Origin of the sequence: Sorangium sp. So ce119 (assembly GCF_051524405.1) — a bacterium.
GTDB classification, from domain to species: Bacteria; Myxococcota_A; Polyangia; order Polyangiales; family Polyangiaceae; genus Sorangium; species Sorangium cellulosum_G.
Genome location: NZ_CP150310.1, coordinates 5,076,329 through 5,101,457, shown reverse-complemented (window position 1 = coordinate 5,101,457; position 25,129 = coordinate 5,076,329). Strand labels below are relative to the sequence as shown.

Below are 25,129 nucleotides of genomic sequence, written 5' to 3'. Positions count from 1 at the left end.
CCGTGGTCTGCAAGCTCCGCTCGCGCCCCTCCGTCCACCGGCGCGCCCGCCGCGCCGCCGTCCTCGTCCTCGCCCTCGTCGCGGGAGGTTGCGTCTCCCGCGTCGCCCCGGAGCCCGGGCTCACCGCGCCGCGAAGCGCGCCTGCGGCCGCCCGCGCCTCCGGCGAGCAGGTCGGGCTCAACTTCTGGGTGCCCGATGGCCCCGCGGCGAGGGTGCTCTCGCTGCAGGTCCCGGAGAGCGACGAGGGCGAGCCGGCCGAGGACGCCCCGCCGGCGAGCGCTGCCTCGCGGCGCGCGACGTCGGCGGATCCGGACGAGGAGCGCCGCTACGCGCTCCTTCCCGGCGTCGCCCTCGCGCCCGCCGTGGAGGAGAAGGTCGCGGAGATCGCCGACGCCTACTTCCGGCGGACCGGGAAAGAGCTCGTTGTCACGAGCGGCACGCGCGACCCGGCGCGGCAGGCCGAGGCGATGCACGAGCTCTTCCGGCACGGCGCCGACGTCCTCGGCCTCTACAGGGACAAGGCGGCGGCGCGCGAGATCAAGAGCGCCTACGAGGAGGGCCTTTCGACCGACCAGCCTCCCGAGGCGCTGATCGAGGCGCTCGAGCACGTGATCCGCGCCCAGATCGACCGCGGCGTGTTCATCTCGGCGCACCTCCGCGAGGGCGCGGTCGACGTCCGGAACCGGGACATGACGCCGTCCGAGAAGCGCGCCTTTCTCGATGGCGTCGAGGAGGTCGGCGGCGTGCTCGCGCTCGAGGAGTCGCGGCCGCCCCACTACCACCTGCAGATCGATTAGGCGCTGTCGGGCGAGCCGCCGCGCGGCTGCGCGTCACTCGTCGTTGAACCGGACGATCTGTCCGGATTGGCTGTTCGTCCAGTAGACGCCCGACCTGTCCGCGGCGATGCCCGTCGGGCCCCCCTGGGCCGACGCGATCTCCTCCGGCTCGGCGCTCCCGTCCTTGCGGATCCGGTAGACGCTCCCCGCGTCCCTGACCGTGACGTAGACGTAGTCTCCGTGGGCGGCGATCCCCATGGGGACGCTCGACAGCCCATCAAGGAGGGTCACCGGCGCTTCTCCCGTCGAGGCGCTCCGCGGATACCGCAGGACGCCGTCCGGCGTGAGCCAGTAGAGGTTGGCCTCGTCCACCACGATCAGACTCGGCATCGTGAGCTCATCGAGGAGAACCGTCTCTTTCTCCTCATTGCTCGTGTCGTCGACGAAGATCTCTCCCGTGCTCTGGTCGGTGAAATAGACGATGTCCCCGTCCGCAGCGACGCCGGCGGGCGCCCCGGTCGGGGACGTGACCCCCGTCGGGTAATTGTCGTTGTCGGTGTCGTCCTTCCTTGCCCAGGTGATGCGATGGCCCTTGGGCCGCGCGCCATAGACCCGGTCGTCGCCGAGCGCGATGGCGCTGATCCTGCCGCAGCCCACCCAGAGGGTCGTCTCGTCGGTGACCGGCGTGACGGGGAGCTTCGCGTCCTTCGGCATCATCAGCAGCTTGTCACGGTCGGTTTCCATGCCCTGGCAGCTCTCGTCGGCACGGGTGGTGTCGGTGCTCGACCAGTAGATGTGCGTCGCGTCCACCGCGATGGCCTCGGGCGACTCGACGGACGGCTCGAGCAGGTCGATGACCGCCCGGTCATCCTTGATCTGCATCCGCAGCGCGCCGCCCTTGGCGCTCCCCTGCGCCCCGTCGCTCCGCTCGTTCGCCCAGTAGATCGCCTCCTCGTCGAGCGCGATGGCGCGCGGCCCCGCCTGCCCCTCCGCGATCGGGATCAGCGGGGTGACCTCGCGGTCGTCGAGCCCCGCGATCTGCGCGCAGCCCTGGAGGCACGGCGCGAGCGCGGCGATCCCGAGCGCGCGTGTCATGGCAGAACCCTTCGAGCTTCGCATCACCACTGGCCTCCGAGCGTCAGGCGCCCTCCGTCCGAAGCGACGCTGGGCGCGACCCACACGCGCTCGCCCGCGACCGCCTTCTCCGGCGACCGGGACATCAGCACCATCGCGAGGCCGGCCCCGACGCACGCCAGCCCGGCGCCGATCGCGATGTTCGACACCATCGCGGTCGTCTGAGCGCTCTCGTTCAGATCGACGTCCGCACGGCTGCAGCGGAAGTTGCCGCTGCAGCCCGCCTCGACGTCGCTGGCCTTCTGCATCGTCAGGACCCCGAACACCGCGCCCACGCCGATCCCGGCGAGCCCGACGCCGCCGGCCACGAAGCCCAGCGTGCGCATCGGGCCGCCCCCGCCGCTCGCCCCGGAGCTCGCGGCGTCCGGGTGAGCCTGCGGCGCAGGCTGCGGCGGGGCAGGGGGAGCCGCCTTCGCCGGCTCGGGGGCGGCGGCGTCCGCGAGCGGGGGGATGGTCACCCGCGTCGTGCTCGGCCCGGGCTCGAGCGTCACCTGCTGCGACCAGGGCTGCTTGCCCGGCGCCCTGGCCTCGATCGTCGCCGTGCCCGGATCGACCGGGATGCCCGAGCCCGTGGCCGCGGTCGCGCTGAGGTCCTTGCCGTTCAGCGTGATCGCCATCCCCGGCGCCGCCTGCGCCACCTCCAGCACGAGGCGCGTCAGGCGGGCCTCGAGCTCGGATCCGCGCTTGGCCGCGAACTGGGCGCGATCCTGCTGCCCCGCGCTCGCCGCGAGCGCGGACGCCTCCTTGAACTCGGCCCACGCGCTCGCCGTCTTGCCCTCCTTCTCGTGGCAGACAGCCAGGTTGAGCAGCGTCCCCACCGTGGGGTCCACGCGCTGGCTCTCGGCGAGCTTGGGGCACGCTTCCTGGAGCTTGCCCTCATCCATGAGCTTCTTGCCGTCCTGGAACAGCCCCTCGGCAAGCGCCTTGTCCGCCGGGGTCGTCTGGGCCCACAGCGGCGAGGTCAGGCTCATCGCGGAGAGCAGCGCGAGCCATGCGCCCGCGTATCGCGCTCGTGACGGTCTCAATGTCGGCTCCTCAGCATCTCGTCCTCGCTGGTCGACGTCGGTGGTTTCGGCGGGGGGGCGGCCTTGGGCGTCGCTCCGGACGCGGTGGCCTTCGGGCGGGCGCTCGGCGCCGCGTCGCCGGCGGGCGACGCGCTCGGCGCGGCGATCGGCGGCGACGCGGGGCTCGCCGCGGCGGGGGCCGCCGCGCCGGAGGCCACGGCCGCGGCGGTCTCCGCCGCTGGCGCGGGCGGCGCCGGGGCGAGCGCGCCGCTGCCGGCGCCGTCGGTGGGCTCGCGCTCGCGCTCGCGCGCCGCCGCGGCGCTCGGCGCCGCAGGCGCCACGCGCGCGCTCGCGACCAGCCACACGCCCGCGCCGACCGCGCCGGCGAGCAACGCGGCCGCGCCGGCGGCCACGAGCAGCCGGCGCCGCGACCTGCGGCGCGAGCTCGTGTGCGTCCACGACGCCCCGGACAGCCTGTCGCTGTCCTCGGCCGCCTTCGAGTTGAGCAGCGTCTGTCCGGCCGGCGACGCCGCGCCGATCGCGCTCTGGATGCGCGAGGTCGAGAGCTTCGCGAAGCTCGACCCGAGCGGCTCGAGCGCCTGCGCCAGCTTGGCGACGTTCGCGTAGCGCGCGCCCACCTCGCGCTCCAGGCAGCGCGTGACGATGCGCTCCAGCGAGGCGGGCGCGTCGCTGCGCTTGTCGCGCAGCCGCGGCACGGGCTGGTGCAGGATGTTCGCCATCACCGCGGCCACGGTCTCGCCCTGGAACGGCGGCTCGCCCGTCACGAGCGTGTACAGCAGCACGCCGAACGACCACACGTCGGCGCGCCCATCGACGGTCCTCGGCGCCATCATCTGCTCGGGCGACATGTACCCGGGCGAGCCCATCACCTGCTTCGTCGACGTGAGCCCCGGCTCCGCGGGCGAGTCGAGCCCTTGCCCCTTCGAGATGCCGAAATCGAGGACCTTGATGTGCCGTGTCCCGTCCGCGTGCTCGGCCAGGAACAGATTCGAAGGCTTGATGTCCCGGTGCACGACGCCGGCCGCGTGCGCCTCCGCCACCGCCTCGAGCGCCTGCAGCACGTAGTCGACAGCGTCCTGGATCGGCAGCGGGCCGTGGGTCTCGATGACCTGCTGGAGATCGAGCCCGGTCAGGAACTCCATCACCATGAAGGGCACGCCGCTCTCGGTGGTGCCGACGTCGAACACGCGCGCGACGTGCTCGCCCTGGAGGCGCGCCGCGGTGCGCGCCTCGCGCAGGAAGCGCGCCACCGCCTCCTGGTTCGCGAGGGCGTCCTGGCGCAGGATCTTGATCGCGACCTTCTGGTCGAGATCCTCGTTGCGCGCCGCGAGCACGACGCCCATTCCGCCGATCGCCACGACCCGCTCGACGCGGTACTTGGCCGCAATGAGCTCGCCGGGCTGGGCCACCGGTGCGAGGAGCTGCGCGGTGCGGTCGGGGGTCACGGCTGGCGTTCAAGCCTACATGAACGGACCCGGTTTTCCGAGAGCGCAAACGACCGTCAAGCCGTCTCCGGGCGCGGCCGGCGCCACGGGCGATCTCGGGGGCGCCATCGCATGGCCATCGCCCCGTGGTTCGCCCGTCAACCGCGCGGGAAGAGCCCGTGCCTGCCCGCCGCGCGGAGCTCGTCCATGCCCGCCTGCATCCGCGCGACGACCTGCGCGAACGCGCGCTCGACCTCGTCCTGGTCGCTCGCGGCCTCTCGCGGCAGCCCGAGGTGCAGCGGGCGGAGCACGCGTGTGTGGATCTTCACCGGAAGGGGGACATGCGGGATCGGGATGCCGACGATGAGCCCCCACGGCAGCGCGAGGCCGAGCGGCGCGACGTTCGATCGCGCGAGCTGCGGGAGGCGGAGCCGCTCGGCGAGCCTGCTCCCATCCGTGGCGATGTAGAGCGACTGGTGCGCGCCCACGCTCACGATCGGCACGATCGGCACGCCCTCGCGGATGGCGAGCCGGACGAAGCCGCGGCGCCGGCCGAAGCGGATCGTGTACTGGGCCGAGGTCGGCTTGCACGCGTCGAGATCGCCGCCGGGGAAGACCAGCACCGCCGCGCCGCGGGCGAGCGCCCGCCGCGCGTTCTCCGGGCTCGCGGCGACGGCGCCGCAGGCGTTGAGCCAGGGGCCGGCCTTCGGCACGTTGAACGGGAGGTCGTGCATCAGCCCGTACGCCAGGCGCGAGGGCCCATAACGGCGCCAGTACGCCGTCATGTGGCAGTACATGTCCGGCATTCCCGTCATCGCGTTGTGGTTGCTGACGGCGAGGAACGGGCCGTCGGGCAGCTCCTCTTCAAACTCGGTCTCGCAGCGGAAGTAGTCGTCGTAGAGGAGGCCGAGCAGCGGGAGCACGCGGGCGATGAACGCCGGGTCGCGCGCGTCGAGGTCGTCCGGGCGGGCGCGCTCGCGCCCTTTGGCGGAGAACGCGGCGATCGCGTCCTTCAAGAGGTCGAGGCCGGGGCGAGGCTCTCTCGGTTGGGTCAGCACCGTCCCCGGTGCCCTAGCCTGCGGCGCGACCGAGGGGAAGCGGATCCTGGAGAGCGACCGTCGCCCGGCGATCGCCGATGCGGGCCGCCTCGTCGCGCCGGGCGGGCGCGGGCGCCGATCACTGCGCGTCGCGGCAGCAGCGGAAGCTGGTCTCGTAGAAGCGGAACCCGTCCGCGTGCGCCGGGTTCGTCGAGCCGCACCGCGGCTTCGCGCCGCCGAAGCAGCCGGACCAGTAACACCCCTTGAGGACGTGGGGATACTCGTTGACGTGGTACTTGGTTCGCACCACCCACTCCTCGACGTTGCCTGTCATGTCGTAGACCCCGAAGGCGCTCACGCACCCCGGGCGCGAGCCGCTCGGCTCGGCCTGGTACAGGGCCTCGACCTCGGCCGAGGCCTCCTCGGAAGGCCAGGTGTTGAGCGCTCGCTCGTCGGGCGCTCTCCACGTCTTGTTGTCGTTGCAGCGCTCCGCTTCGTGGGTGTTCCCGTACGGATAGACGAACCCCTCGGGCCCCTGGCACGCCGTGTCCCACTCGTGCTCGGTGCAGAGGCGTTTGCCGCGCGCCTCGCACCAGGCGTGCGCCGAGACCGCGCTCTCCATCACGAGCGGCAGGGCGCCCTCCTCGTTCGGCGCCTCGAAGCGATCGATGCAGTATCCATCGACCTCGACCATGTCGCGCGGGCACGGCCCCTCGGGCTGCGTGTCGAGGGGGAAGTCTTCTTCCTGGATCCCGCCGCTGCCTTCCCCCCCCGCGCCTCCGCTCGCGCCGCCGGCGCCGCCGACATCGCCCGCGCCGCCGCTGCCGGACGACGTCGCGGCGGCGACCGTGGTGGTGGCGGACGTCGCCGCCGCCCCGCCGCCGCCCGAGGCGTCGTCCGTGCCGGCGCCGAGACCGAGATCTCCGTTGCAGGCAGCGGTGAAGAGCGACACGAGGCCGAGAAGCGAGGCGATCCGAGCGGCGATCGCGAACGGGAGAGCTCCAGGGCGCATTGCGGGCTCCTCATCGACCAGGGTGCCAGAGCGGCGGTCTCGCGTCGAGCGAGCGCGCCGCGTTGTCCGCTTTCGCATCGTGGTTCATCGCGTCAATGCGTCACCAACATCGACCTTCGTCCGCGTCGCCTGCACGGCTCGCTCCCCACGTGTTCCTTCATCGTCCCTCGCTGTCCCCGGACGGAGCCGCCCGCCGGAGGCGATGAAGCGGGGTCGATGCGGTCGCTGTCCCAGACGCGCACGCGCCCCGCGCTAGAGGCGGAGCTTGCAGCGCAGGATCGCGCTCGGCGTGACGCGCGCGGCGGTCAGCCGGCTCGCGCGCGCGTCGACGCGGGCCCGGACCGCCACGGTGCCCGCGAGCGTGCGGCTCACCAGGTCGCGCGCGAGCAGACCGACGGCGCCGGTCAGGTGCGACATCGCGGCGGAGCCGGCCAGGAGCGAGCACGGGATGGATCCGGAGAGATCCATCCCGATCGTGGCGTCTGCGCCGTCGCGCTGGATCGTGCCCGTTCCTCCGAGCTTCAGCGCGCCGGCGGCGACCTCGACCCCGCCGAGCGCGACGCGCTGGCGATCCGCCGAGATGCGCGCGTCCGCCTTGACGGTGGTGGTGTCGCCGAAGAGGAGCCCGTCGAGCTCCTTCGGGTGGGGCAGGGTGAAGCCCTTCACGGTGAGCGCGATCGGGCCTTCGAGCGGCGCCTCGGACAGCGCCGTCCGGTCCGCCCCCTCCGCGAGCCGCAGATCGAGCGTCCCGGAGACGACCATCTTCGAGGCGCCGACGTCGACGCCGAGGAGCGCGCCGACCGCGGAGAGCGGCGTCGGCGCGAGCGCGATGGCGGCGCTCGGGGAGGGCCGCGGCCGGAGCTCGGCCCGGAGCGGCGCGGTGAGGGCGTCCTCGCCGCCGAAGCCCAGCGCGATGGCGTCTCCGCCCATCGACCAGGCGACGTCAGTGCGCGCGATCTCCTTGCCGGCCCACAGCACGCGCGCCTGCTTCAGCACGCCGGCCTCGGGCCGCATCGCGCCCGGCGGCGGCGCGGCGGCGCCCGGGGTCGCGCCGGCCGCGCGGCCCTGGAGCGCGCCGTCGGCCAGCGCGAACACCTCCGGTCCGCCGTCGCGATCCCGGAAGCCGATGCGGATGCGGCTCGTGGTGAGCGGCAGCGCCGCGGCGCGCCGGCCGTGCTGGGCGGCCCACGCCGGCAGGCCCTCCAGGGCGTCGATCCCCGCGAGCGTGAGCTCGACGCCGTCGGCCGCGATCCGCGCGGGCGAGAGGCCGCGCAGCTCGATCGTGGCGCGCGCGACCGTGCCCGAGAGCCCGCGCACCCCGACGAGCGAGAAGCGCGCGCCGCGCAGGCGGACGGCGTCGAGGCCGAGGTCGATCGCGCCCGGATCCAGCGCGACGCCGCGCGCGCGGGCCTCGGCGATGATGTGCCGGCGGACCGCGGGCGGACCGAGCACGAGGAGCGCGGCGACCGCCGCCGCGAGGACGGTGACGACGACCACCGCCGCGATCACGGCGCGACGGCGCCGCTTGCCGCGCCGCGCGCCGCTGCTGTCGGCGGGGCCACCGCCGCCGGCGGCACCGCCGGGCGGCGCCTCCGGGCCGGGGTCGGTGGAGGGGAGGGGAGCGGGGCGGGAGGAGGGCGCCACGGGAGGAGTCCCTCTAGCGTCGTTCGCGCGCGCTCGCGAGCGCTTCGCGCGGCTCAGCGCGCTTGCGGACAGACCCTCGCCTGCGCTACGGCTCAGGAGCCACCCGTTCCGCGGAGCCCGGCATGCAGATCACCATCATCGCCAGCGGGAGCGGGGGCAACGCCACCCTGTTCGCATCCCGCGGCACGCGTGTCCTCGTGGACGCGGGCGTCGGGCCGCGGGTGCTCGCGCAGTGCCTCGCGGCGGTCGGCGCGGGCGGCGCGCTCGGCTGGGCGCCCGACGCGATCGTCGTCACGCACGCGCACGCCGACCATGTCGGCGCGGCGGCGAAGTACAACAAGAAGCACAAGATCCCGGTCTACGCCTCGGAGGCCACCGCGCGCGCCGCCGCGCTCGGCGATCCCGAGCGCGTCCGGCTCTTCTCGCCGCGCGAGCCGTTCGCGATCGGCGCGCTCACGTTCTCTCCGAAGCCGCTGCCGCACGACGCGGCGCAGGTCGCGCTCGTCGTCGACGACGGCGCGCGGCGGGCCGCGCTCGCGACCGATCTCGGGGAGGTCCCGCCGGGGCTCCTGGAGCACGTCGCCGGCTGCGATGTGCTGATGCTCGAGTCGAACTACGACGAGGACCTGCTCGACGCCGGCCCGTACCCGCAGCACCTCAAGCGCAGGATCCGCTCGGCGCGCGGCCACCTGTCGAACGCGCAGGCGTGCGCGCTGCTCGCGGCGCTGCCCGGCGGCACGCACACGGTCGCGCTGATGCACCTCTCCGAGAACAACAACCGCCCGGATCTCGCGCTCGACGCCGCCCGCGACGCGCTCGCCGGCAAGCGCGCGCGCCTGCTCGCCGCGCCGCCCCGCGGGCCGCTCGTCCTCGACGCGGCCCCGCCCCCCGGCGCGGCGCGCGCCCCGCTCGCGCCGCCGCGCCAGCTCGATCTGTTCGCGGCGATGTAGAGCGCCGCCCGCGCCGCCCGGTCGCGCGCCGGACCGAGCGTCAGACGCCCTCGATCCGCACCTTCTGGCCCGCCACGACGCCGTGGCGACGCGTCCAGCCGGCGTTCACCTCGAGGACGTACGTCGAGGGGCAGCCGACGTCGAAGGTCGAGTCGTTGAGCGTCGGGGTGTTCTCCTCGATACCGACGATCGTTCCATCGCCGTCGATGAACAGCATGTCGAGCGGGATGCACGTGTTGTGCATCCAGAACGAGTGGTTGGTCCGCTGCTCGAAGGCGAAGATCATCCCGCGGTTCTCCGGCATGCTCTTCCTGTACATGAGCCCGCGGGCGCGCTCCTTCTCCCGCCGCGCGACCTCGACCGTGACGTCGGGCGCCTTCGCGTCGAGGAAGATCACCTTGCCGGTCGCGAGCTGGAACGGGCCGGTCGGGTCGTCGGGGCACGCGGGATCCGGTCCGACGCGGCTCGGCGGCGGCCGCTCCGGCGTCGCCGGGGTCGGCGCGATGCAGCGCCCGTCGGTCGGCGTCGCGGCGGGCTCGGGCGGCGCGACCTCCGGGGCGGGCCGGTCGGGCGTGTCGGCGGCGCGGGGCGCGTGCGGGGTCGGCTCGTCGACGCGGCGCTCGCACGCGCCGAGGGCGGCCCCGAACAGCAGCGCGCCCAGGGCGGGCGCGAGCGAGGTGAGCGGGACGAGCGGGGCGAGCGTGGACAGACGGGTCGCGGGGGCGCAACGCGAGCTCATGCCGCTTCCTACCACGGCGAGGCTCGTCCTTGACCGCTGGACCGCGACGCGCGAAATCCTCGCACGATGATTGTCCGAGCCCTCGCCACCCAGTCCATCGCCACGCTCGCCGCGCTGGCGGTCCTCGCCGGATGTTCGAAGACCCCGGAGCCCACGGCCGAAGAAGCGCCGAAGCAGACGTCGAAGACGACGCCCGCGTCGACGGGAGCGCCCGCGTCGGGGCAGGCCGGGGACAAGGCGGAGGAGAAGAAAGAGCGCCCGCAGCCGCAGCGACGCAAGGTCAGCGCGAAGCCTGTCGCCGAGGTCAAGCCGAGCGAGGACGACCCGGTGAAGGGCAAGTGGACGCTCGAGGACGCCACGAAGGGCCTCCCGCCGGGCAAGGCGCTGACCGCGTCGATCGAGACCGATCTCGGCACGCTGTCGTGCAAGCTGTTCGACGACAAGGCGCCGATCACGGTGGCCAACTTCGTCGGCCTGGCGCGCGGGATCAGGCCCTGGAAGACGCCCGAGGGCGCCTGGGAGAAGAAGCCCGCCTACGACGGGACGATCTTCCACCGGATCATCAAGGGATTCATGATCCAGGGCGGCGACGCGAAGAAGAACGGCACCGGCGAGGCCGGCTACGTGATCCCCGACGAGGTCTGGGAAGACGGCAGCCACGACCGCCCGGGCCTGCTGTGCATGGCGAACCGCGGCAAGAACACGAACTCCGCGCAGTTCTTCATCACCGACGCGGCGGCGTTCCACCTCGACAACGGCTACACCATCTTCGGCGAGTGCGGGCCCGAGGAGCTCGTCCACAAGCTGGCCAGCGTCGAGGTCAAGGGCGAGCGGCCGGTGAGCCCGCCCGTCATCAAGAAGGTGACGATCACCCGCCAGTAGCGCCGTCCCGGCGCGCTACGTCGCGCTGCGCCGTCGAGCTCGGGCTCCCGTCGCCGCGCGGCGACGGCCCGAGCTCGGATGCGCGCCGGAAGCCGTGGAGGCGCGCAGGCTACTCGCAGTCGCTCGCCTCGCCGGGCGAGGGCGTGGTCGCCACGGTGAAGCTGACGTCGAGCCACTCGCTCGTCTCGTCGTGCCCGCTGATGCCGTTGCCCTCGGTCAACAGCTCGCCGACCTCGCGATCGCTGCAGCGGGTGATGCTCTGCCGGTCGCCGGCGACCGCAGCCGCCCGCTGGCTGTTGCGCGAGGTGTCATCGGCATAACCGCTCTTCCCGGTCTTGTACGCCATCTCCGAGTTCCCGAGCTCCTCGCCCCAGATGACGTAGTCGACGTCCTTGACCGGGCCGCCCTCGGTGCCGTCCCACTCGAAGAGGATCACCATCTCGCCGTCTCCCGTGAGCAGCCCGCCGGACTGCGCGCCGAGCGCGCCGTTCGTGGGCGCGAGCATGGGCGGCACGTCGTCCCCCCCGCAGGGGATGGCCGCCGAGTCAAGCGCGAAGTCGGCACATCGATCGTACTCGAGCTCGAAGCCGTCGTGGGTCGCCAGCACGAGGTGCTTCCCTGCCTCGATCACCGTCCCGGCAGGGAACTGGACGAGGAAGTCCGTACCTGCGCTGCCGCTCGGCTCCCAGGCAGTGCCCTCGGCGATGAGGTAATAAACGGTGTTGTCCGAAAGGTAGTAGTTCGTCAGGTCGACGTCACTCTCGGTCGGGTTCCAGATCTCGATGAACTCGGCCGCTCCCGGCGCGACGACGATCTCCGAGATCAGCAGGTGGCCGGCGGGCTCACCGCTGACCTCGCCGCCGCCGCCGCCGCCGTCGCCGCCGCCCGCGCCGCCGTCGCCGCCCGCGCCGCCGCCGCCGGTCTCACCGCCGCCGCCGCCGCCGCCGCCCTCTCCGGTGGTGCTCGACGTGGTGCTCGATGAGCTCGCCCCGCCTGCGCCGGCCGGATCGTCACCGCCGCAAGCCATGAGGTGGGTGAACGCCAAGGGGGAAGCAGCGAGGAGTGCGATACTGAGCAGGTTGCGCTTGTGCATTGGTGAGAGATACATCAGAGCGCCGGCCAACAGGCAAGTGGGATTGCAGCCCGGGGGAAACGATCCACCGCTCACGTTCGCGTCAGGACGGTGCCCACGCCGCCAAATGCATGGCGGGCGCGCGAGGAATCGATAGCATGGCGCCATGAGACGGTGCTTCTCGCTCCTCCTGACACTTCTCTGCGTACCGCTCCCCGGGCTCGGCCTCGCCGCCGGTTGCGGCCAGACAGTCATCGTGGACGATCCTTCCGCTGGCGGCGGCGGCGGTGAGGCCGGCGCGCCCCCCGTCCCGAACGGCGAGGGCGGCGAGGACGCGGGGACGATCCCGCTCGAGGAGTACGAGGATCCCGGCTGTCCCGACGTGGAGCCGATCACCGACTTCGCGTGCGATCCCTACGATCAGTCGAGCGGCTTTTGCGCCCCCGGAGACGGGTGTTTCATCTACGTGCAGTATCCGGTCGAGCCGTGCGGGCAGGAGATCTACGGCGCCTTCTGCGCGCCGGCCGGCCCGGGTGGGCAGGGCGATCCATGCAGCGGCGGCGGCGAGTGCGGCGCCGGGTTCGCCTGCGTCGTGACCGGCTCGGGCACGCAGTGCGTCCAGCTCTGCGAGCTCAGCGGCGACGACCGCTGCAGTCCGGGGCTCGTGTGCGAGCCGATCGACGTCGCGGGGATGGGCGGATGCTTGTGACGAAGCGATCGGTGGCTCGTCATGCACATCGGAAAACGGCGCTGGCGCTGATCCTGCTCGGGATCGCCGCCTCCGGCGGCGCGCTCTCGGGCGGGTGCGGCGCGCGGACCGGGCTGAACATCCCGCCGCCCGCGCCGGAGTGCGAGGTGGACGCCGACTGCCCCGGCGCCGACGACCTCTGCAAGCCGGTGTTCTGCCAGCTCTTCGCGGCGGAGCAGCCCGACGCCGGCGCGGCGCCGTCGCCCGACGGCGTGCCGGGCGGCGCGGCGCCGCGGCGCGGCGGCACGTGCGTCGAGCTCGCGCCGATCGAGTGCGACGACGGCGATCCGTGCACCCGCGACAGCTGCGAGAGCGCGACCGGCACGTGCAGCTACGGGCCGTCGACGCTCGACACCGACGGCGACGGCTTCCGCGCGGCGCTGCCCGGCACGATCCCCGGCGAGCCGCTCGCGTGCGGCGACGACTGCGACGACGCGAGCGCCGCGGCCTTCCCCGGCGGGCGCGAGATCTGCGACGGCGTCGACAACGACTGCGACGGCACGGTCGACAACGGGGCGCGCTTCGTGCCGCTCGACGCCGACGCGACGCGCATCTCGGGCGACATCGCGCCGGCCGGCGCCGGCGGCCTCGCCTGGAGCGGGACGTCCTACGCGGCGCTCTACACGGGGACGACGCAGGGCTTCAACCTGTACCGCTCGATGATCAGCGCCGAAGGGGAGCCGCTCCCGCCCGGCGAGGAGATCATCACGCCGAAGAACGGCGACGCCTCCGGCGGGCCGATCGTGTGGGTCGGTGACCGGTACGGCGCCGCCTGGCAGGACCGGCGCGACGGCGACTACGAGGTGTACTTTTCCCTGCTCGACGCCGACGGCCAGAAGGTCGAGGGCGGCGATCGGCGGCTCTCCGAGGCGTTCGGCTTCTCGGTGAACGTGGCGCTCACGTGGAACGGCGCGGAGTTCATCCCCGTCTGGCAGGACGAGCGCAACGGCATCTTCGACCTGTTCGCGCAGCGCATCGACATCGACGGCAACCTGATCGGCGAGAACGTCCAGCTCACCGACGCCTCGGGCGGCTTCGGCAACGAGGCGCCCGCCGCCGCCGCGGGCCAGAGCGGGATCGGCGTCGCGTGGTCCACGGGCGACGCGACCACCCACTTCATCCAGTTCCGGACGTTCTCCGCCGAGCTCGATCCGATCTCGGACATCGTCACGCTGACGGACGGCCAGACGGACGCTGTCTATCCGACGGTGGTCTGGAACCGCGATCGCTACGTCGTCGCGTGGTTCGACAAGTCGGCGAACCCCAAGGCCATCTATGCGGCCACGGTCTCGGAGGACGGCACGATCCTCGCGGAGCCCAGGGCCATCTCGAGCCCTGGCCCGTTCCGCTCGCGGTATCCGTACCTGCGCGCGCTCGGCGACCGGGTGCTCGCGATCTACTCGGACGACCGCGATCAGAACGACGGGTACGAGCTCTACGCGGTCACCGTGGGCGCGGACCTCGTGCCGCTCAGCGCCGAGCAGCGGCTCACCTTCGCGCCCCGCGACAGCATCGGCCCGATCGCCACGTTCGGGCCGGAGGGCGACGTGGGCATCCTCTTCCGCGACGATCGCGAGGGCGGCGAGCACCACGTCTTCTTCACCCGGCTCGGCTGCATCGCGGGCGACTGACAGCCCCGCGGCCGAGCGCGTCGACAGCCCCGCGGCCGAGCGCCTCCGCGAGGCCGAGCGCGCCGCGTTCGGCCTCGCGGCGGCGCTCGGCTCAGCTCCGGGTCGGCAGGCGGCGCAGCCGGAAGGGGCCGGCGCGGTGGACCTTGCCCGGGAGCGGGCGGCCGATGACCTGCTCGGCGATGTTGCCCGCCTCGAGGAGCTTGTCGAGATCGACGCCGGTCCGGACGCCCATCCCGTGGAGCATGAACACGAGGTCCTCGGTCGCCATGTTGCCGGCCGCGCCCGGCGCATACGGACAGCCGCCCACGCCCGCCACCGACGCGTCGAAGTCGCGCACGCCGAGCTCCAGGCCGATCAGGATGTTGGCGAGCGCCGTGCCCCGCGTGTCGTGCAGGTGGAGCGCGAACCGCTCTGGCGGCATCGCGTCCAGGAAGCGGCGCACGATGTCGTGCGTCTGCCGCGGGGTGCCGATGCCGATCGTGTCGCCGAGCGAGACCTGATAGCAGCCGAGCTCGATGAGCCGCTCCGCGATGCGCACGACGCGGGCGGGATCGACGTCGCCCTCGTACGGACAGCCCCACACCGTCGACACGTAGGCGCGCACCGCGAGGCCCGCCTCGCGCGCCGGCGGCACGATCTCCGAGAACACCGAGAGCGTGTCGTCGATCGACTTGTTGATGTTCGCGCGGTTGTGCGCCTCGCTCGCGCTCAGGAAGACCGCGATCTCGCGCAGGCCCACCGCGAGCGCCCGCTCGAGGCCGCGCGCGTTCGGGCACAGGGCGCTGAAGGTCACGCCCTGCTCCTGGGGGAGCGTCCTCGCGAGCTCCTCGGCGTCGGAGAGCTGCGGGACCCACTTCGGCGAGACGAAGCTCGTGATCTCGATCCGGCGGAGGCCGGCGGCCACGAGCGCCGCGATGAGCCGCCGCTTGCCCTCGATCGGGATCATCGCCGCCTCGTTCTGGAGCCCGTCCCGCGGGCTCACCTCGTAGATCGAGACCTCGTCGGCGACGCGCGCGAAGAGCGGCGGCGCAGGTGTAGCGCGGTCCGCGCTGGCGTGCTCGGCGGTGCCCTCGGTCATCGGCAGACCCTCGTCGCCAGAGCGGGGCAGCGTCAACCGGTCACCATCCGGAGCTGCCTGTTCGGCGCGGCCGGCGTGAAGGGGATCGGGTAGCTCCCCGAGAAGCACGCGTGGCAGTAGCTGTCCGCCGAGGGCCGCGCCGTCGCGGCGTCCCCCTCGCGCGCCTCGATCGATCGCACGCTCTCGACGAGGCCCTCGAGCGACAGGTAGCCGACGCTGTCGGCCGTCAGGTAGCTCCGGATCTCGTCCACGGAGTGGCTCGCCGCGATGAGCTCCGAGCGCGTCGGCGTGTCGACGCCGTAGTAACAGGGCCACCGCGTGGGCGGGCTCGAGATGCGCATGTGCACCTCGCGGGCGCCGGCGTCGCGGATCATCTTCACGATCTTGCGGCTCGTCGTCCCGCGGACGATCGAGTCGTCGACGACGACGACCCGCTTGCCCTCGATCACCGCCCGGTTCGGGTTCAGCTTGAGCCGGACGCCGAAGTGCCGGATGGACTGCTGCGGCTCGATGAACGTGCGGCCGACGTAGTGGCTGCGGATGAGCCCCATCTCGAACGGCGCGTGCGCGCGGTCGGCGAAGCCGATCGCCGCCGGGACGCCCGAGTCGGGCACGGGGATCACGACGAGATCGTCCCCGGGCTCGATCGGCTGCTCGATCGCGAGGCGCCGGCCGAACGCCTTGCGGACCTCGTAGACGCTCACGCCCTGGATCGTCGAGTCGGGGCGGGCGAAGTAGACGTGCTCGAAGATGCAGAGCTTGCGCGGCTCCGGCGCGAAGGGGAACTCGGAGCGGACCCCGTCCGCGCTGATGATCACCATCTCGCCCGGCGCGACGTCGCGCACCTTGCGCGCGCCGATGAGATCGAACGCGGTCGACTCGCTCGCGACCACGTGGGCGACGCCGCTCCCGCCCGGCATCTCGCCCAGGCACAGCGGCCGGATCGCGCGCGGATCGCGCACGGCGATGAGCTCGCGCTCCGTCAGGAACAGCAGCGAGTAGGCGCCCTCCACCTGCTTCAGCGCCTCGGCGATGCGCTCGCGCAGCGACTCCTTCTTGCTCATCGCGATGAGGTGCACGATCGACTCGGTGTCGCTCGCGGTCTGGTAGATCGAGCCGCGCTCCTCGAGCTGCTGGCGCAGCGCCTCATGGTTGGTGAGGTTGCCGTTGTGCGCGACCGCGAGCGAGCCGCGGGCGTAGTCGACGCCGATCGGCTGCGCGTTCTTCAGGTGCGAGCCGCCCGCGGTGGAATAGCGGACGTGACCGATGGCGCGCTCGCCGGGCAGCGTCGCGAGGTCGGTCGGGGAGAAGCCGGACTGCACGCGCCCCATGGCGCGGTGGCCGAAGAGGCGCTCCCCGTCGCTGCTGACGATGCCCGCAGACTCCTGCCCTCGATGCTGGAGCGCGTGCAACCCGAGGTAGGTCAGGTTGGCCGCCTCGGGGTGGCCAAAGATTCCGAACACACCGCACATGCCGCCTATCTAGTACGAAAACGGGGCATGACCCACCGTCATGGCGATCTGTTCTCATGATGAGGCGGCCGAGCGCCGGCGCAGGCGGACGGCGGACGCCGGCGCGAGGCCTGCGCGCGCGGCGAGCCCCCAGGTCGACGTGTCGACTATGTAAGAAGACTAACGAATCCCCGCCGGGCGCGGCGCGCCACGCTCGCGGGATCCCGCGGTGCTCCGCGGCGGGACGAGGATCTCAGGGCGAGAGGGCCTCGGCGACTCCCCCTATTTCGGGATGTTCCAGAGTTTCTCGATGATCTTGGTTTCCATGGCGTCGCCGTGACACGTGCCGCACTCCATGTCCTCCTTGTCCGCCCGCGCGAGCTTGTATTGGTACTCCTCTTCCATGAACGTCTGGACGGCCTTCTTGTCCTTGCGGTTCAGGACGTGCTCGTTCCCTGCGTGGCAGCTATCGCAGAAGAGGGTGCCGCCGCTCTCGCTCCGGAGCGGCACCACGAAGTGGCGCCACATCTCGCGGGCGACCTTCATGTCGCGCGTCTCTTTCTTGAAGTCGCCTTCGGCGTGGCAGCCCTGGCACGTGTCGTAGCCGAGCGCCTTCTGGAGCAGCGGCATGACCTTCTTCTTCTGCGCGGACGAGAGCTTCTCGAGCTCGGGGATCTTCTTGAGGTTGATCCCGATCTTCTTCAGATCCGCCTCGAACTTGGTCGCCTGGATCGGCGTCGATTTGGCGGGCGCCTCGTCCTCCTCGGCCTCGTCCGCCGCCGCGGTCTTCTCCGACTTCGCCGGCTTCTCCGCCTTCGCGCTCTCCGATGTGGCGGTCGCGTCGTCGCCCGGGCTCGACTCCCCGTCGAAGTCGTCCTTGTCGGCCGCCGTCTCGGGCGGCGGCGTGGTGGAGCCACATGCTCCTGCGAAGGCGCCCATCCAGAGCGCGAGGGCGAGCGCTGCGTGCTTCATCCTGGCTGCCATACTCCTCCAAAGGATCGTGAATGCCTGAGCGGATCGCCGCTCTCCGCGCAGCAGGGCGCGCCGCCTGGGGCGCGCGCCTGCGAGCCTTCGCGGGGCGATCGGGCCCGCAGTTTACTCGAATTTGCCCGAGACAGAGAGGAACGTGAGCTTGTTGTTCGTCTCGCGCAGCCGCTGGACGAGCATCCGGACGACGTTCCAGAGGACCTCGTACGCGAGCTCTTTGTGGAGGAAGAGCAGGTCCTCGAACGCGTCCTTCGACACGGTGAGCAGACGGCATCGCTCGTGGACGCGCGCGTCGGCGGAGCGGGGGGCCTCGTCGAGCAGCGCCATCTCGCCGAACACCGCGCCGGGCCCGAGCACCGCGAGCGCCTCCTCGCCGATCCCGGCGATCTCGCGGCTGATCCGCACCTTGCCCTCGAGCAGGATGTAGAGCTTGTCGCCCGGATCTCCGTGCTGGAAGATCTTGGTGCCGAGGGCGTGCGTCTCCTCGCTCGCGACGCGCGAGATGAGCTCGAGCGCGGCCGGGGTGAGGCCCTTGAACAGGGGGACCTTCGAGAGCTGCTCGATCCGTTCGGGGACGATCACAAGCTGCCGCGGAGAATAGCCGAGGCGGAGGGCGCGTAGCGAATTTTCAGGGCGCTCGGGGCGCGACCTACCGCGTGAACGTCACCGTGATGGGCGGCGTCGTGGCGGCGATCGGGGAACCCGCGCGATCCTTGCCGGGCGTATACCGGCGGCTGAGCGCGCACATGCGCGCCGCCCGACCGAAGCCGTGTCCGGGATCACTGACGACCTTGACCGACAGCGGGCTGCCGTCGGGCCGCACGGTGATCATGAGCACGACCTTCGCCTGGTCGATCTGGTCGACGTCGGCCTCGGGAGGGAATGGGCAGTTCCAGTTGCTGCTGCCGACGAGGCCGGGCGCGGCCGAGCGATCCGGCCCGGCGGGGGGCGGCGGCGGCACCGGATCGCCCGTGCCCTTACCGCCGACGACGCCGCCGACCTTGGCGTTCGGGTTGAACGTGGGGGCCTTCGCCGTGCCCGCGCCGGCGACCTGGCCGTAGCCGACGCCCTGCCCCTCGCCGCTCGCGATCCCGCGATCGGTCATGTCGAGGACCTCGTCCGGGTCCGGCTCGCGCGTGAGGACCTTCGCCGCCGCGGCGGCGGCGGGGGGCGGCTCGTACGGATCGTCCCTGGGCGGCGGGGTGTTCGCCTGCGGGGGCGGCGCGACCTTGGGGACGGGCTCGGGCTCGGGCTCCGGCGGCGGCTCGGGCTCCGGCGGCTTGGGCTCCTCGACCTTCGGGGGCGTGACGTCGACCTCGTAGACCGCCCAGAGGTACTCGTGGATGCCGGCGCGCATCTCGTCGACCACCTGCCGCATGTCGCGCAGCGACCCCGAGACGATGGCCCGGGCCGAGGCCGCGCTGTGGGTGGTGAGCGCCAGCGTGACCCCGAGGAAGGCCCCCACGCGCGAGGCCCGATCGCCGAGCGCGAGCACCGCGGCGAGCGGATCCCTGGCGCGCCGGCCGGCGCCCGCGCGGCCCGGGGCCGGGGCGGCGAGCGAGGTCGAGGGCTCGGGGGAGCCCTCAGGGTCAGCGCCGCCGCGCCTGTCCCGGCGGCGCCCGTCGTGGAGCGCCCCCGCGGCGCGATCGCTCGTGGCCTGGCTCATGGCGTCTCGCTCGGCGCGCTCAGGGCGCGGGGCTCGGTGTTGCCGGCGCGGGGGCGGCCGGGGGAGGCGCGGCCGGCGCGCCGGGCGCTGCGCCGGGCTCCGGCGCGATCGGCGTCACGCCGAACGCGATCTTGGACACGCCCGCCTGCTTCAGCAGATCGAGCGCGCGGATCACGCGCCCGTGCGGGACCGTCGTGTCGGCGCGGATCACCGCGCGGAGCTCCGGGTTCTTCGCCTGGGCCTCGCGCGCGATCGGCAGGATGGCGTCCTCGCCCGCGAGCTTCTTGCCGTCGGCGAACGTGTCGCCGTTCGCGTGCAGCTCGAGCCCGAAGACGAGCTGCACCTCCTGCCCCTGCGCCGCCTTCGGCAGGTCGAGCGGGAGCGACTGCGAGACGATGATCTTCGCCGTCACCATGAAGATGATGAGGAGCACCAGGGTGATGTCGACGAGCGGCGTGACGTTGATGCCGCTGATCATGTCGTCGTCGTCGTTGCGGCTCGAGACGGCCATCAGCGCTCCTCCTCGCCCGCGCCGCCCTTCTTGGGCTCGTCCTGCCGCGACGCGCGCGCGACCTTGCCGCGCGGCTCGGCGGCGACGGCGGGCGCGGCCCCGGCGAACGCCGGATCGATCTTGAGGTGCGCGAGCAGGACGCGCGTCAGCGCCTCGGTGTTGGCCAGCGTCGACTTGATCATGCGCTGGAAGAAGTTGTTCGCGGCGACCGCCGGGATGGCGACGGCGAGGCCGACCGCGGTCGCGACGAGCGCCTCGGCGATGCTCGACATGACCGCCTGCGGCGCCATGGCCTGCGACGCGGCCTGCGCGACCGGCGTCTTCGCCGCCTGGCCGAGCGCGTCGAAGGCGCCGACGACGCCGATGACGGTGCCGAACAGCCCGATGAACGGCGCGTTGTTGCCGAGCGTGCCCAGGTAGGCGAGCCGCCGCTCCAGCTTCATGCGCTGGAGCGCCGCCGCGCCGGCCATGGCCTCCTCGGCCGCGTCGGGGCCCTGGTGCGCCACCGCGAGGCCGGCGGAGACGACCGCGGCCTCCGCCGAGGGCGAGGCGTCCATCCGCCGCCGCGCCGCCTCGATCGAGTCGTCGAGGGACGTCCGGAGATCCCGCGCGAGGACGGCGAGATCGTCGCGCAGCGACCAGAAGAACCAGGCGCGCTCCAGGATGATGGCGACCGAGATGACGCTGAGGCCGATCATCAACCACATGACCCAGGCGGCCCCGAATCCGACCATGATGCGCTGCAGCCACTCGACGAGGTTCATCTTCTTCCTTGGTGCCTTTCCCGATGGGTGTGGTGGGGTGGGAGCCGCGCTTCCAGGGGTCTAGGGGGCCGCGCCGGGCTGCCCTTCGTCGACTGCGTCCTCCTCCTCCGGAGCGGGGGCGCCCGTCGCCCCCGGCCTGCCGGTGGACGGCTGGGGGGCGGAGGCGTCGACGAGCCGAAAGACTCGCCCAAGGACGGTGGTCGCGTAGCCGCCCTTCGGTAGCACAAACGAGACGACGATTCCTTGCCCTGCGGCTGGATCGCCCGCGCCGCGCGCGTCGGCCTCCCCGGCGCTCGGCCCCGCGGCGCACACCTCGAGGCCGTCGACCTCGAGCCGGAGCGGGCGCCGCGTGCCTTCCCCGGCGTGGGCGAACGCGTCGAGCCGGCGGGGATCGTCGATCGCCGCCGTGAGCACCTCGCGCTCGAGCGCGCCGGGAGCGCCCTCGGGCCAGCGCATCTTCCGGCCGAACATCGGGCCTGTGGGCGAGATCGCGAGCGCGGCGGCGCGCGCCTCGGCGTCCGCGAGCTCCGGGCCCTCGAGCGGCACGAGAAAGAGGCCGCCGCTGTCGCGCTTCTTGGCGAGATCGCCGGGGAGCACGGTGCTCCAGGTGCCGTCCGCCTCGCGCCGCGCGAGCACCTCGTTGAACCAGCGCGACTGCAGCGCCGAGAACAGGAGGCGCTGCTCGCGCTTGTCGCGGGGCCCGCGCTCGCGGCCCGCGATCCACGCGAGCGCGCGCTCCGGATTGCCGCCGTCTCTCCCGAACCGCTGCGGCCCGAAGGCGTTCGGCACGCCGACGCGGCCGATCTCGGCGAGGCGGCGCTCGACGAGCGGGAGCGCCGACGCATCGATGCCCCGGAGCGTGATCCGGAACCGGTTGCCGACGAGGTGCCCCGGCTTGAGCTTGTTGTCGTGGCGGGCGACGGCGAGGATCTCGATCCCCGGCAGCTCGGCCTTCTCGAGCAGGGGCGCGGGATCGCGCGCGAGCGGGAGCTGGATCGAGGCGGTCTGCGTGGTGATCGCGTGCCGGTCCTTCATGCCGGCGAAGCCGGTGCTGCCCGGGTCGGCGCCGAGCGCGAGCGCGATGGCGCGCACCGCGTCGGGCGTGTTGCGCCCCGTCTTGCGGAAGGTGACGAACACGTGCTCGCCGCGGCCGCTCGGCGCGTAGGCGGGGAGCTCCTCGACGACGAAGTCCGCGGGCGAGCTCCGGAGCACGGCCGCGGGGAGGTCGCCGGGCGATCCCGCGGCCGCGGGGTCCGCCGCGGACGGGGCGGTGGTGGTCATGGGAGCGCCAGGGTGACCGAAATCTTCCGCGCGTCCAGCGGCGAAACGCGCGCGCGGCAGGCGGCGCCCTGCGGCGCGCGCGCCGCGGCCACGCGACCGGATTCCGCTGCTGCGAGCGACGCGGTCCGCGCGGCGCGCGGCGCCGTTACCTGGGCCCGGTCACGCCGCCGACGCCGCCGCCGCCCGGCACCTGCGCCGGCACGCACTCCTCGTCGCCCGTGTCGACCGTGGTGACGTCGTAGCAGCAGAGCTCGCCGTCGAAGTCGCCCTCGCTGTCGATCGAGTCGATCTCGCTCAGGCAGCCGGGGTTCTCGAAGAACACGAGCGCCTCTTCGCTGGAAGGGCACGCGCCTTCGAGCTCCGTCCAGTGGAAGCAGGCCCGCTTGCCGCAGCCGGACGCGAGGAGGGCGGCGAGCGCGAGGACCAGCGAGCCGAGGTGGGCGTTGCTCATGTCGATCTCCTGAAGCTGCGCCCGCGCGCGGGCGCCCGGGGCCCTGGCGATCAGAGCTCGTGCGGCATCAGGTCGCGCGGGCTCCGGTAGTACTGCAAGGGAGAGTACGCGAGCAGGTTGGAGACCCGCGACGTGTAGATGCAGGCGTACTCCTCGACCTGATCGCCGAAGCTCGAGGTCTCGTTCGCCTCCTTGAGCAGCGAGCCCCAGTAGGGGTGGAAGCGGCGCGCGATCTCGCGCTCCAGCTTGCCGACCTCGGCGTCGACGGCCCGGAGCTGGCCGCGGATGCGCTCGACGGCGCGCTTCGTGCGGCCCCGCTCGGCCTCGTAGAACGACGTCGCGTAGTCGATGTGGAGCTCCGCGCCGATCGCCTCCGCGAGCAGCGCGCTGCCGTTGGCCGCGCCGTTCTTCTTCTGCTGCTCCTCCTCGATCTTGCGGGTGAGGTCCTTGTAGCGCTGCTGGTAGAAGCGGAGCTGGTCCTCGAGCTCCTCGCGGCGCCCCTCGAGCATCGCGCTCTCCATGTGCTCGCGGCGGCACGACTCGTGGGCGGCGACCTCCGCCTCCATCTCCTGGATGATCATCGCCGTGCGCCACGCGCTCTCCTTCTTGGAGCGGAGGATGTCGCCGTAGATGTGATCGCCCACGTAGAGGACGCGGTCGCCGGAGATGTTCAGGAACTTCTCGAAGTCGTGGAGGTTGCCCCCCTCGTAGACGACGCCGCGCTCGAGCGGCGGCGTCGCGGGGCGGGTCTCGGCGCCGTCGCGGATGAGGAGCGGGCGGCGCTCCTGGAAGAACGCCGGCTTCTGCGCGGCGACCACGATGACGTCGAAGTAGTGCCGGAAGCTCGGGTACTCGGGCATCGCGTCCCCGAGCAGGTACGTCATCATCTTCTCGGTGAACGGCCAGCGCGAGTTCGTGAGCAGGAAGAGCTTCTTGCCCGCCGATCGGAACTTGTGGAGCGTCTGCGCCAGGTTCGGGTCGCGCTGGACGAAGCGCGGCAGGTCGGAGAGGACGACGTCGAGGATGGTGCCGTCCCGGTGCGCCTCGTCGATGCACTCGCGGATGTCGGTGAACAGCCGCGCGTAGTCTAGCGGCACGCCGCGCTCCTCGAGGGCGTCGACGATGCCGGCGTAGAGCGTGGCCTCGCTCAGCGCGTACAGCGTGTCGATCCAGTGGTAGCGGGCGGTGTTCGGCCGGATCTTGCGGTGCTGGTAGAGGCCCCTGAGCTCGTCCTTCGTGAGCTCCCGGAGGCCGTGGTAGCCGCGCTGGACCACCTTGAACCGGTCCATCTTGAGCACGTGGCCGAAGCGCTTGTCGATCAGGAGGCCGCGGATGGGGAAGTGGATCGGGTAGCGGAGGCGCCGCAGGAGCTCCTCGGGGTAGCCGCGGGCGGCGAGCTTCGTGACGGTCCCCTGGATCGAGAGGTTGTCCATCTCGGTCTGGTTGTAGATCGCCAGGGTGTAATCCATGTCGAAGCCCACCCAGTCGATCCCCGCGAGCTTGAGGTTGCGGTTGACGAAGACGCGCCGGGTCCGCGGGATGCGCGTGGGCTCGGTCTGCGGATAAAGACCTCCGAGGGGAAGCTCGAGCTGCTCGAAGAACACGGTGGGTCGACTATGGTATCCCAGCCGGCGAGGCGTACAAAGGGCGCCACCTTGACGGACGCCCCGCCGAGCACGGCGCGACGGCCGGGAACCAGGGAGCGACGACGGACCGACCGGCGGATCGACGACCCGCCTCCGTACATCCGAGCAGCTTGCCCCCGGCGCGCCCGCGAGCGCCCAGCTCCCGGCGTGCGCTGCGCGGTGGAACTGCGCTATGGTGCGCGCCCGTGCCGTCTCGAGCGGCCGCGACGCGGCCCCTCATCCGTCAACGACGGGCACCTTCTTCGATGCTTTTCGCAGCGCCCCCGCCGACCATCTCCCGGAAGCCCCCTGTCCAGCGCCCCACGTCGTGGTGGCTCAGCATGCTGCGCCGCCGCGCGGAGCGGATGTACGACGAGGAGCTCGACCTCTCCCGGCCCATCCCGTGGGAGAGCGAGGCCGAGCGCCAGGCGGCGATCGCCTTCTTCAACGCGGCGTTCCGCGCCGAGGAGTCCGGCCTGATGCAGGCGCACGCCCTGGCGGACGAGGTGAGCCGCTGGGACCCGGAGCTCGGCGAGTGCCTGCGGCTCTACGGTGACGAGGAGGGGTGGCACCGCGAGCTGCTCACGAAGTTCCTCGCGCACATCGGCGGCGAGGTGCGGCCGATGGGCCGCGTCACCGGCACCTTCTACCGCCTGTACGGCCGCGCGAAGCGGGTCGAGACGATCGTGCTCACGAACCTCATGTTCGAGACCATCGGCTCGACGACCTACCGCCTGGCGCTGCGGGAGGCCCGGTACCCGGCCGTGCGCCAGATGCTCACGATCCTGACGCGCGACGAGTCGTTCCACGTCCCGCTCAACGTGCACTTCCTGCGCGAGGCGCTGAAGCGCAGCCCGCCGTCGATGCGCGCCAGGCTGCGCGCCATCTACACGACGCTGTTCGCGGCGCTGCTCGGCTCCGCGGCCGCGAGCCGCCGGCGCGCGCTCGCCTTCGACCGGATCCCGTTCCGCGTGCTCGCGGGCGCCTACGCCGAGCACCTCGGGCGCCTCTTCGTCCACGAGAGCGACCTCGACTTCGCCCCGCCGGAGCTGCTGCTCCGCCTGTTCGGGCACAGCGGGCGCGCGCTCGCGGCGTCGGACGACCCCTCCACCGTCAGCGTCCTCTCGGCGGAGGCGGCCGTCGACCGCGAGCACGTCGTCGTGACGGCGCTCGACGGCGCGCGCGATGCGCCGTCGAGCGCGCCGCTCGACCCCGAGCGGTGAGATGGCGCCGGTCCATCG

The 25,129-nt window shown here is 72.7% G+C and carries 24 protein-coding genes; 6 read left to right on the top strand and 18 right to left on the bottom strand.

Annotated elements, in window-relative coordinates; genetic code table 11:
* Nucleotides 1-2 precede the first annotated feature (2 nt).
* Nucleotides 3-797 (top strand): hypothetical protein, encoded by a 795-nt coding sequence (locus WME76_RS19150; protein ID WP_437961527.1) that lies wholly within the window; start codon nucleotides 3-5, stop codon nucleotides 795-797.
* A gap of 33 nt (nucleotides 798-830) precedes the next feature.
* On the opposite strand, the gene WME76_RS19145 is transcribed toward WME76_RS19150, so the two are convergent.
* The 6 genes from WME76_RS19145 to WME76_RS19120 all read right to left on the bottom strand — a co-directional run bounded on the left by WME76_RS19145 (nucleotide 831) and on the right by WME76_RS19120 (nucleotide 8,052).
* Complete coding sequence (locus WME76_RS19145; RefSeq protein ID WP_437961526.1) at nucleotides 831-1,871, bottom strand: hypothetical protein; 1,041 nt, start codon at nucleotides 1,869-1,871, stop codon at nucleotides 831-833.
* Between the two features lie 23 nt (nucleotides 1,872-1,894).
* A complete protein-coding gene (locus tag WME76_RS19140) occupies nucleotides 1,895-2,935 on the bottom strand; it encodes a hypothetical protein (protein ID WP_437961525.1) in 1,041 nt (346 codons plus the stop codon).
* On the bottom strand, nucleotides 2,932-4,380 hold the full coding sequence (locus WME76_RS19135; protein ID WP_437961524.1) for a serine/threonine-protein kinase: 1,449 nt from the start codon (nucleotides 4,378-4,380) through the stop codon (nucleotides 2,932-2,934). The genes WME76_RS19140 and WME76_RS19135 overlap by 4 nt, the downstream gene beginning before the upstream one ends.
* 137 nt (nucleotides 4,381-4,517) lie before the next feature.
* Nucleotides 4,518-5,417 carry a 1-acyl-sn-glycerol-3-phosphate acyltransferase gene (locus tag WME76_RS19130; protein ID WP_437961523.1) on the bottom strand — a complete coding sequence of 300 codons (900 nt, stop codon included), beginning with the start codon at nucleotides 5,415-5,417 and terminating at the stop codon, nucleotides 4,518-4,520.
* Between the two features lie 118 nt (nucleotides 5,418-5,535).
* The gene (locus tag WME76_RS19125; RefSeq protein WP_437961522.1) at nucleotides 5,536-6,408 is read right to left on the bottom strand and encodes a formylglycine-generating enzyme family protein; all 873 of its coding nucleotides are present in this window, start codon (nucleotides 6,406-6,408) and stop codon (nucleotides 5,536-5,538) included.
* 252 nt (nucleotides 6,409-6,660) lie between these two features.
* Complete coding sequence (locus tag WME76_RS19120) at nucleotides 6,661-8,052, bottom strand: hypothetical protein (RefSeq protein WP_437961521.1); 1,392 nt, start codon at nucleotides 8,050-8,052, stop codon at nucleotides 6,661-6,663.
* 122 nt (nucleotides 8,053-8,174) lie between these two features.
* Here WME76_RS19120 and WME76_RS19115 point away from each other — a divergent pair, with 122 nt between their 5' ends.
* Nucleotides 8,175-9,002: an MBL fold metallo-hydrolase gene (locus WME76_RS19115; protein ID WP_437961520.1), complete on the top strand. Its 828-nt coding sequence runs from the start codon at nucleotides 8,175-8,177 to the stop codon at nucleotides 9,000-9,002.
* A gap of 40 nt (nucleotides 9,003-9,042) precedes the next feature.
* Here WME76_RS19115 and WME76_RS19110 read toward each other — a convergent pair whose 3' ends face one another.
* On the bottom strand, nucleotides 9,043-9,741 hold the full coding sequence (locus WME76_RS19110; RefSeq protein WP_437961519.1) for a DUF192 domain-containing protein: 699 nt from the start codon (nucleotides 9,739-9,741) through the stop codon (nucleotides 9,043-9,045).
* Between the two features lie 66 nt (nucleotides 9,742-9,807).
* Between WME76_RS19110 and WME76_RS19105 the strand changes: the two genes are divergently transcribed.
* Nucleotides 9,808-10,623: a peptidylprolyl isomerase gene (locus WME76_RS19105; RefSeq protein WP_437292152.1), complete on the top strand. Its 816-nt coding sequence runs from the start codon at nucleotides 9,808-9,810 to the stop codon at nucleotides 10,621-10,623.
* 109 nt (nucleotides 10,624-10,732) lie between these two features.
* Here the strand turns inward: WME76_RS19105 and WME76_RS19100 are convergent, their stop codons facing one another.
* On the bottom strand, nucleotides 10,733-11,668 hold the full coding sequence (locus WME76_RS19100; protein ID WP_437961518.1) for a lamin tail domain-containing protein: 936 nt from the start codon (nucleotides 11,666-11,668) through the stop codon (nucleotides 10,733-10,735).
* 193 nt (nucleotides 11,669-11,861) lie between these two features.
* Between WME76_RS19100 and WME76_RS19095 the strand changes: the two genes are divergently transcribed.
* Complete coding sequence (locus tag WME76_RS19095; RefSeq protein WP_437961517.1) at nucleotides 11,862-12,404, top strand: hypothetical protein; 543 nt, start codon at nucleotides 11,862-11,864, stop codon at nucleotides 12,402-12,404.
* 11 nt (nucleotides 12,405-12,415) lie between these two features.
* Entirely contained in the window at nucleotides 12,416-14,074 is a 1,659-nt protein-coding gene (locus WME76_RS19090; RefSeq protein ID WP_437961516.1) for a MopE-related protein, read from the top strand.
* A 91-nt stretch (nucleotides 14,075-14,165) separates the two neighbouring features.
* Here the strand turns inward: WME76_RS19090 and WME76_RS19085 are convergent, their stop codons facing one another.
* The 10 genes from WME76_RS19085 to WME76_RS19040 form a co-directional block, all read right to left on the bottom strand.
* Entirely contained in the window at nucleotides 14,166-15,152 is a 987-nt protein-coding gene (locus WME76_RS19085) for a hydroxymethylglutaryl-CoA lyase (RefSeq protein ID WP_437961515.1), read from the bottom strand.
* 32 nt (nucleotides 15,153-15,184) lie between these two features.
* Nucleotides 15,185-16,624 carry an amidophosphoribosyltransferase gene (gene purF / locus WME76_RS19080; RefSeq protein WP_437961514.1) on the bottom strand — a complete coding sequence of 480 codons (1,440 nt, stop codon included), beginning with the start codon at nucleotides 16,622-16,624 and terminating at the stop codon, nucleotides 15,185-15,187.
* 261 nt (nucleotides 16,625-16,885) lie between these two features.
* A complete protein-coding gene (locus WME76_RS19075; protein WP_437961513.1) occupies nucleotides 16,886-17,575 on the bottom strand; it encodes a hypothetical protein in 690 nt (229 codons plus the stop codon).
* A gap of 123 nt (nucleotides 17,576-17,698) precedes the next feature.
* On the bottom strand, nucleotides 17,699-18,172 hold the full coding sequence (locus WME76_RS19070; RefSeq protein ID WP_012236950.1) for a cyclic nucleotide-binding domain-containing protein: 474 nt from the start codon (nucleotides 18,170-18,172) through the stop codon (nucleotides 17,699-17,701).
* 67 nt (nucleotides 18,173-18,239) lie between these two features.
* Complete coding sequence (locus WME76_RS19065; protein WP_437961512.1) at nucleotides 18,240-19,256, bottom strand: energy transducer TonB; 1,017 nt, start codon at nucleotides 19,254-19,256, stop codon at nucleotides 18,240-18,242.
* Between the two features lie 19 nt (nucleotides 19,257-19,275).
* On the bottom strand, nucleotides 19,276-19,767 hold the full coding sequence (locus WME76_RS19060; protein ID WP_437961511.1) for an ExbD/TolR family protein: 492 nt from the start codon (nucleotides 19,765-19,767) through the stop codon (nucleotides 19,276-19,278).
* Nucleotides 19,767-20,531, bottom strand: a complete 765-nt coding sequence (locus WME76_RS19055) for a MotA/TolQ/ExbB proton channel family protein (RefSeq protein ID WP_437961510.1) — start codon at nucleotides 20,529-20,531, stop codon at nucleotides 19,767-19,769. The genes WME76_RS19060 and WME76_RS19055 overlap by 1 nt, the downstream gene beginning before the upstream one ends.
* A 60-nt stretch (nucleotides 20,532-20,591) precedes the next feature.
* On the bottom strand, nucleotides 20,592-21,812 hold the full coding sequence (gene truD / locus WME76_RS19050) for a tRNA pseudouridine(13) synthase TruD (RefSeq protein ID WP_437961509.1): 1,221 nt from the start codon (nucleotides 21,810-21,812) through the stop codon (nucleotides 20,592-20,594).
* Between the two features lie 145 nt (nucleotides 21,813-21,957).
* Nucleotides 21,958-22,263 (bottom strand): hypothetical protein, encoded by a 306-nt coding sequence (locus WME76_RS19045; protein WP_061618579.1) that lies wholly within the window; start codon nucleotides 22,261-22,263, stop codon nucleotides 21,958-21,960.
* A 50-nt stretch (nucleotides 22,264-22,313) separates the two neighbouring features.
* The gene (locus WME76_RS19040; RefSeq protein WP_437961508.1) at nucleotides 22,314-23,867 is read right to left on the bottom strand and encodes an HAD-IG family 5'-nucleotidase; all 1,554 of its coding nucleotides are present in this window, start codon (nucleotides 23,865-23,867) and stop codon (nucleotides 22,314-22,316) included.
* A gap of 287 nt (nucleotides 23,868-24,154) precedes the next feature.
* Here WME76_RS19040 and WME76_RS19035 point away from each other — a divergent pair, with 287 nt between their 5' ends.
* Entirely contained in the window at nucleotides 24,155-25,111 is a 957-nt protein-coding gene (locus tag WME76_RS19035) for a ferritin-like domain-containing protein (RefSeq protein ID WP_437961507.1), read from the top strand.
* The last annotated feature ends 18 nt before the right edge of the window (nucleotides 25,112-25,129 follow it).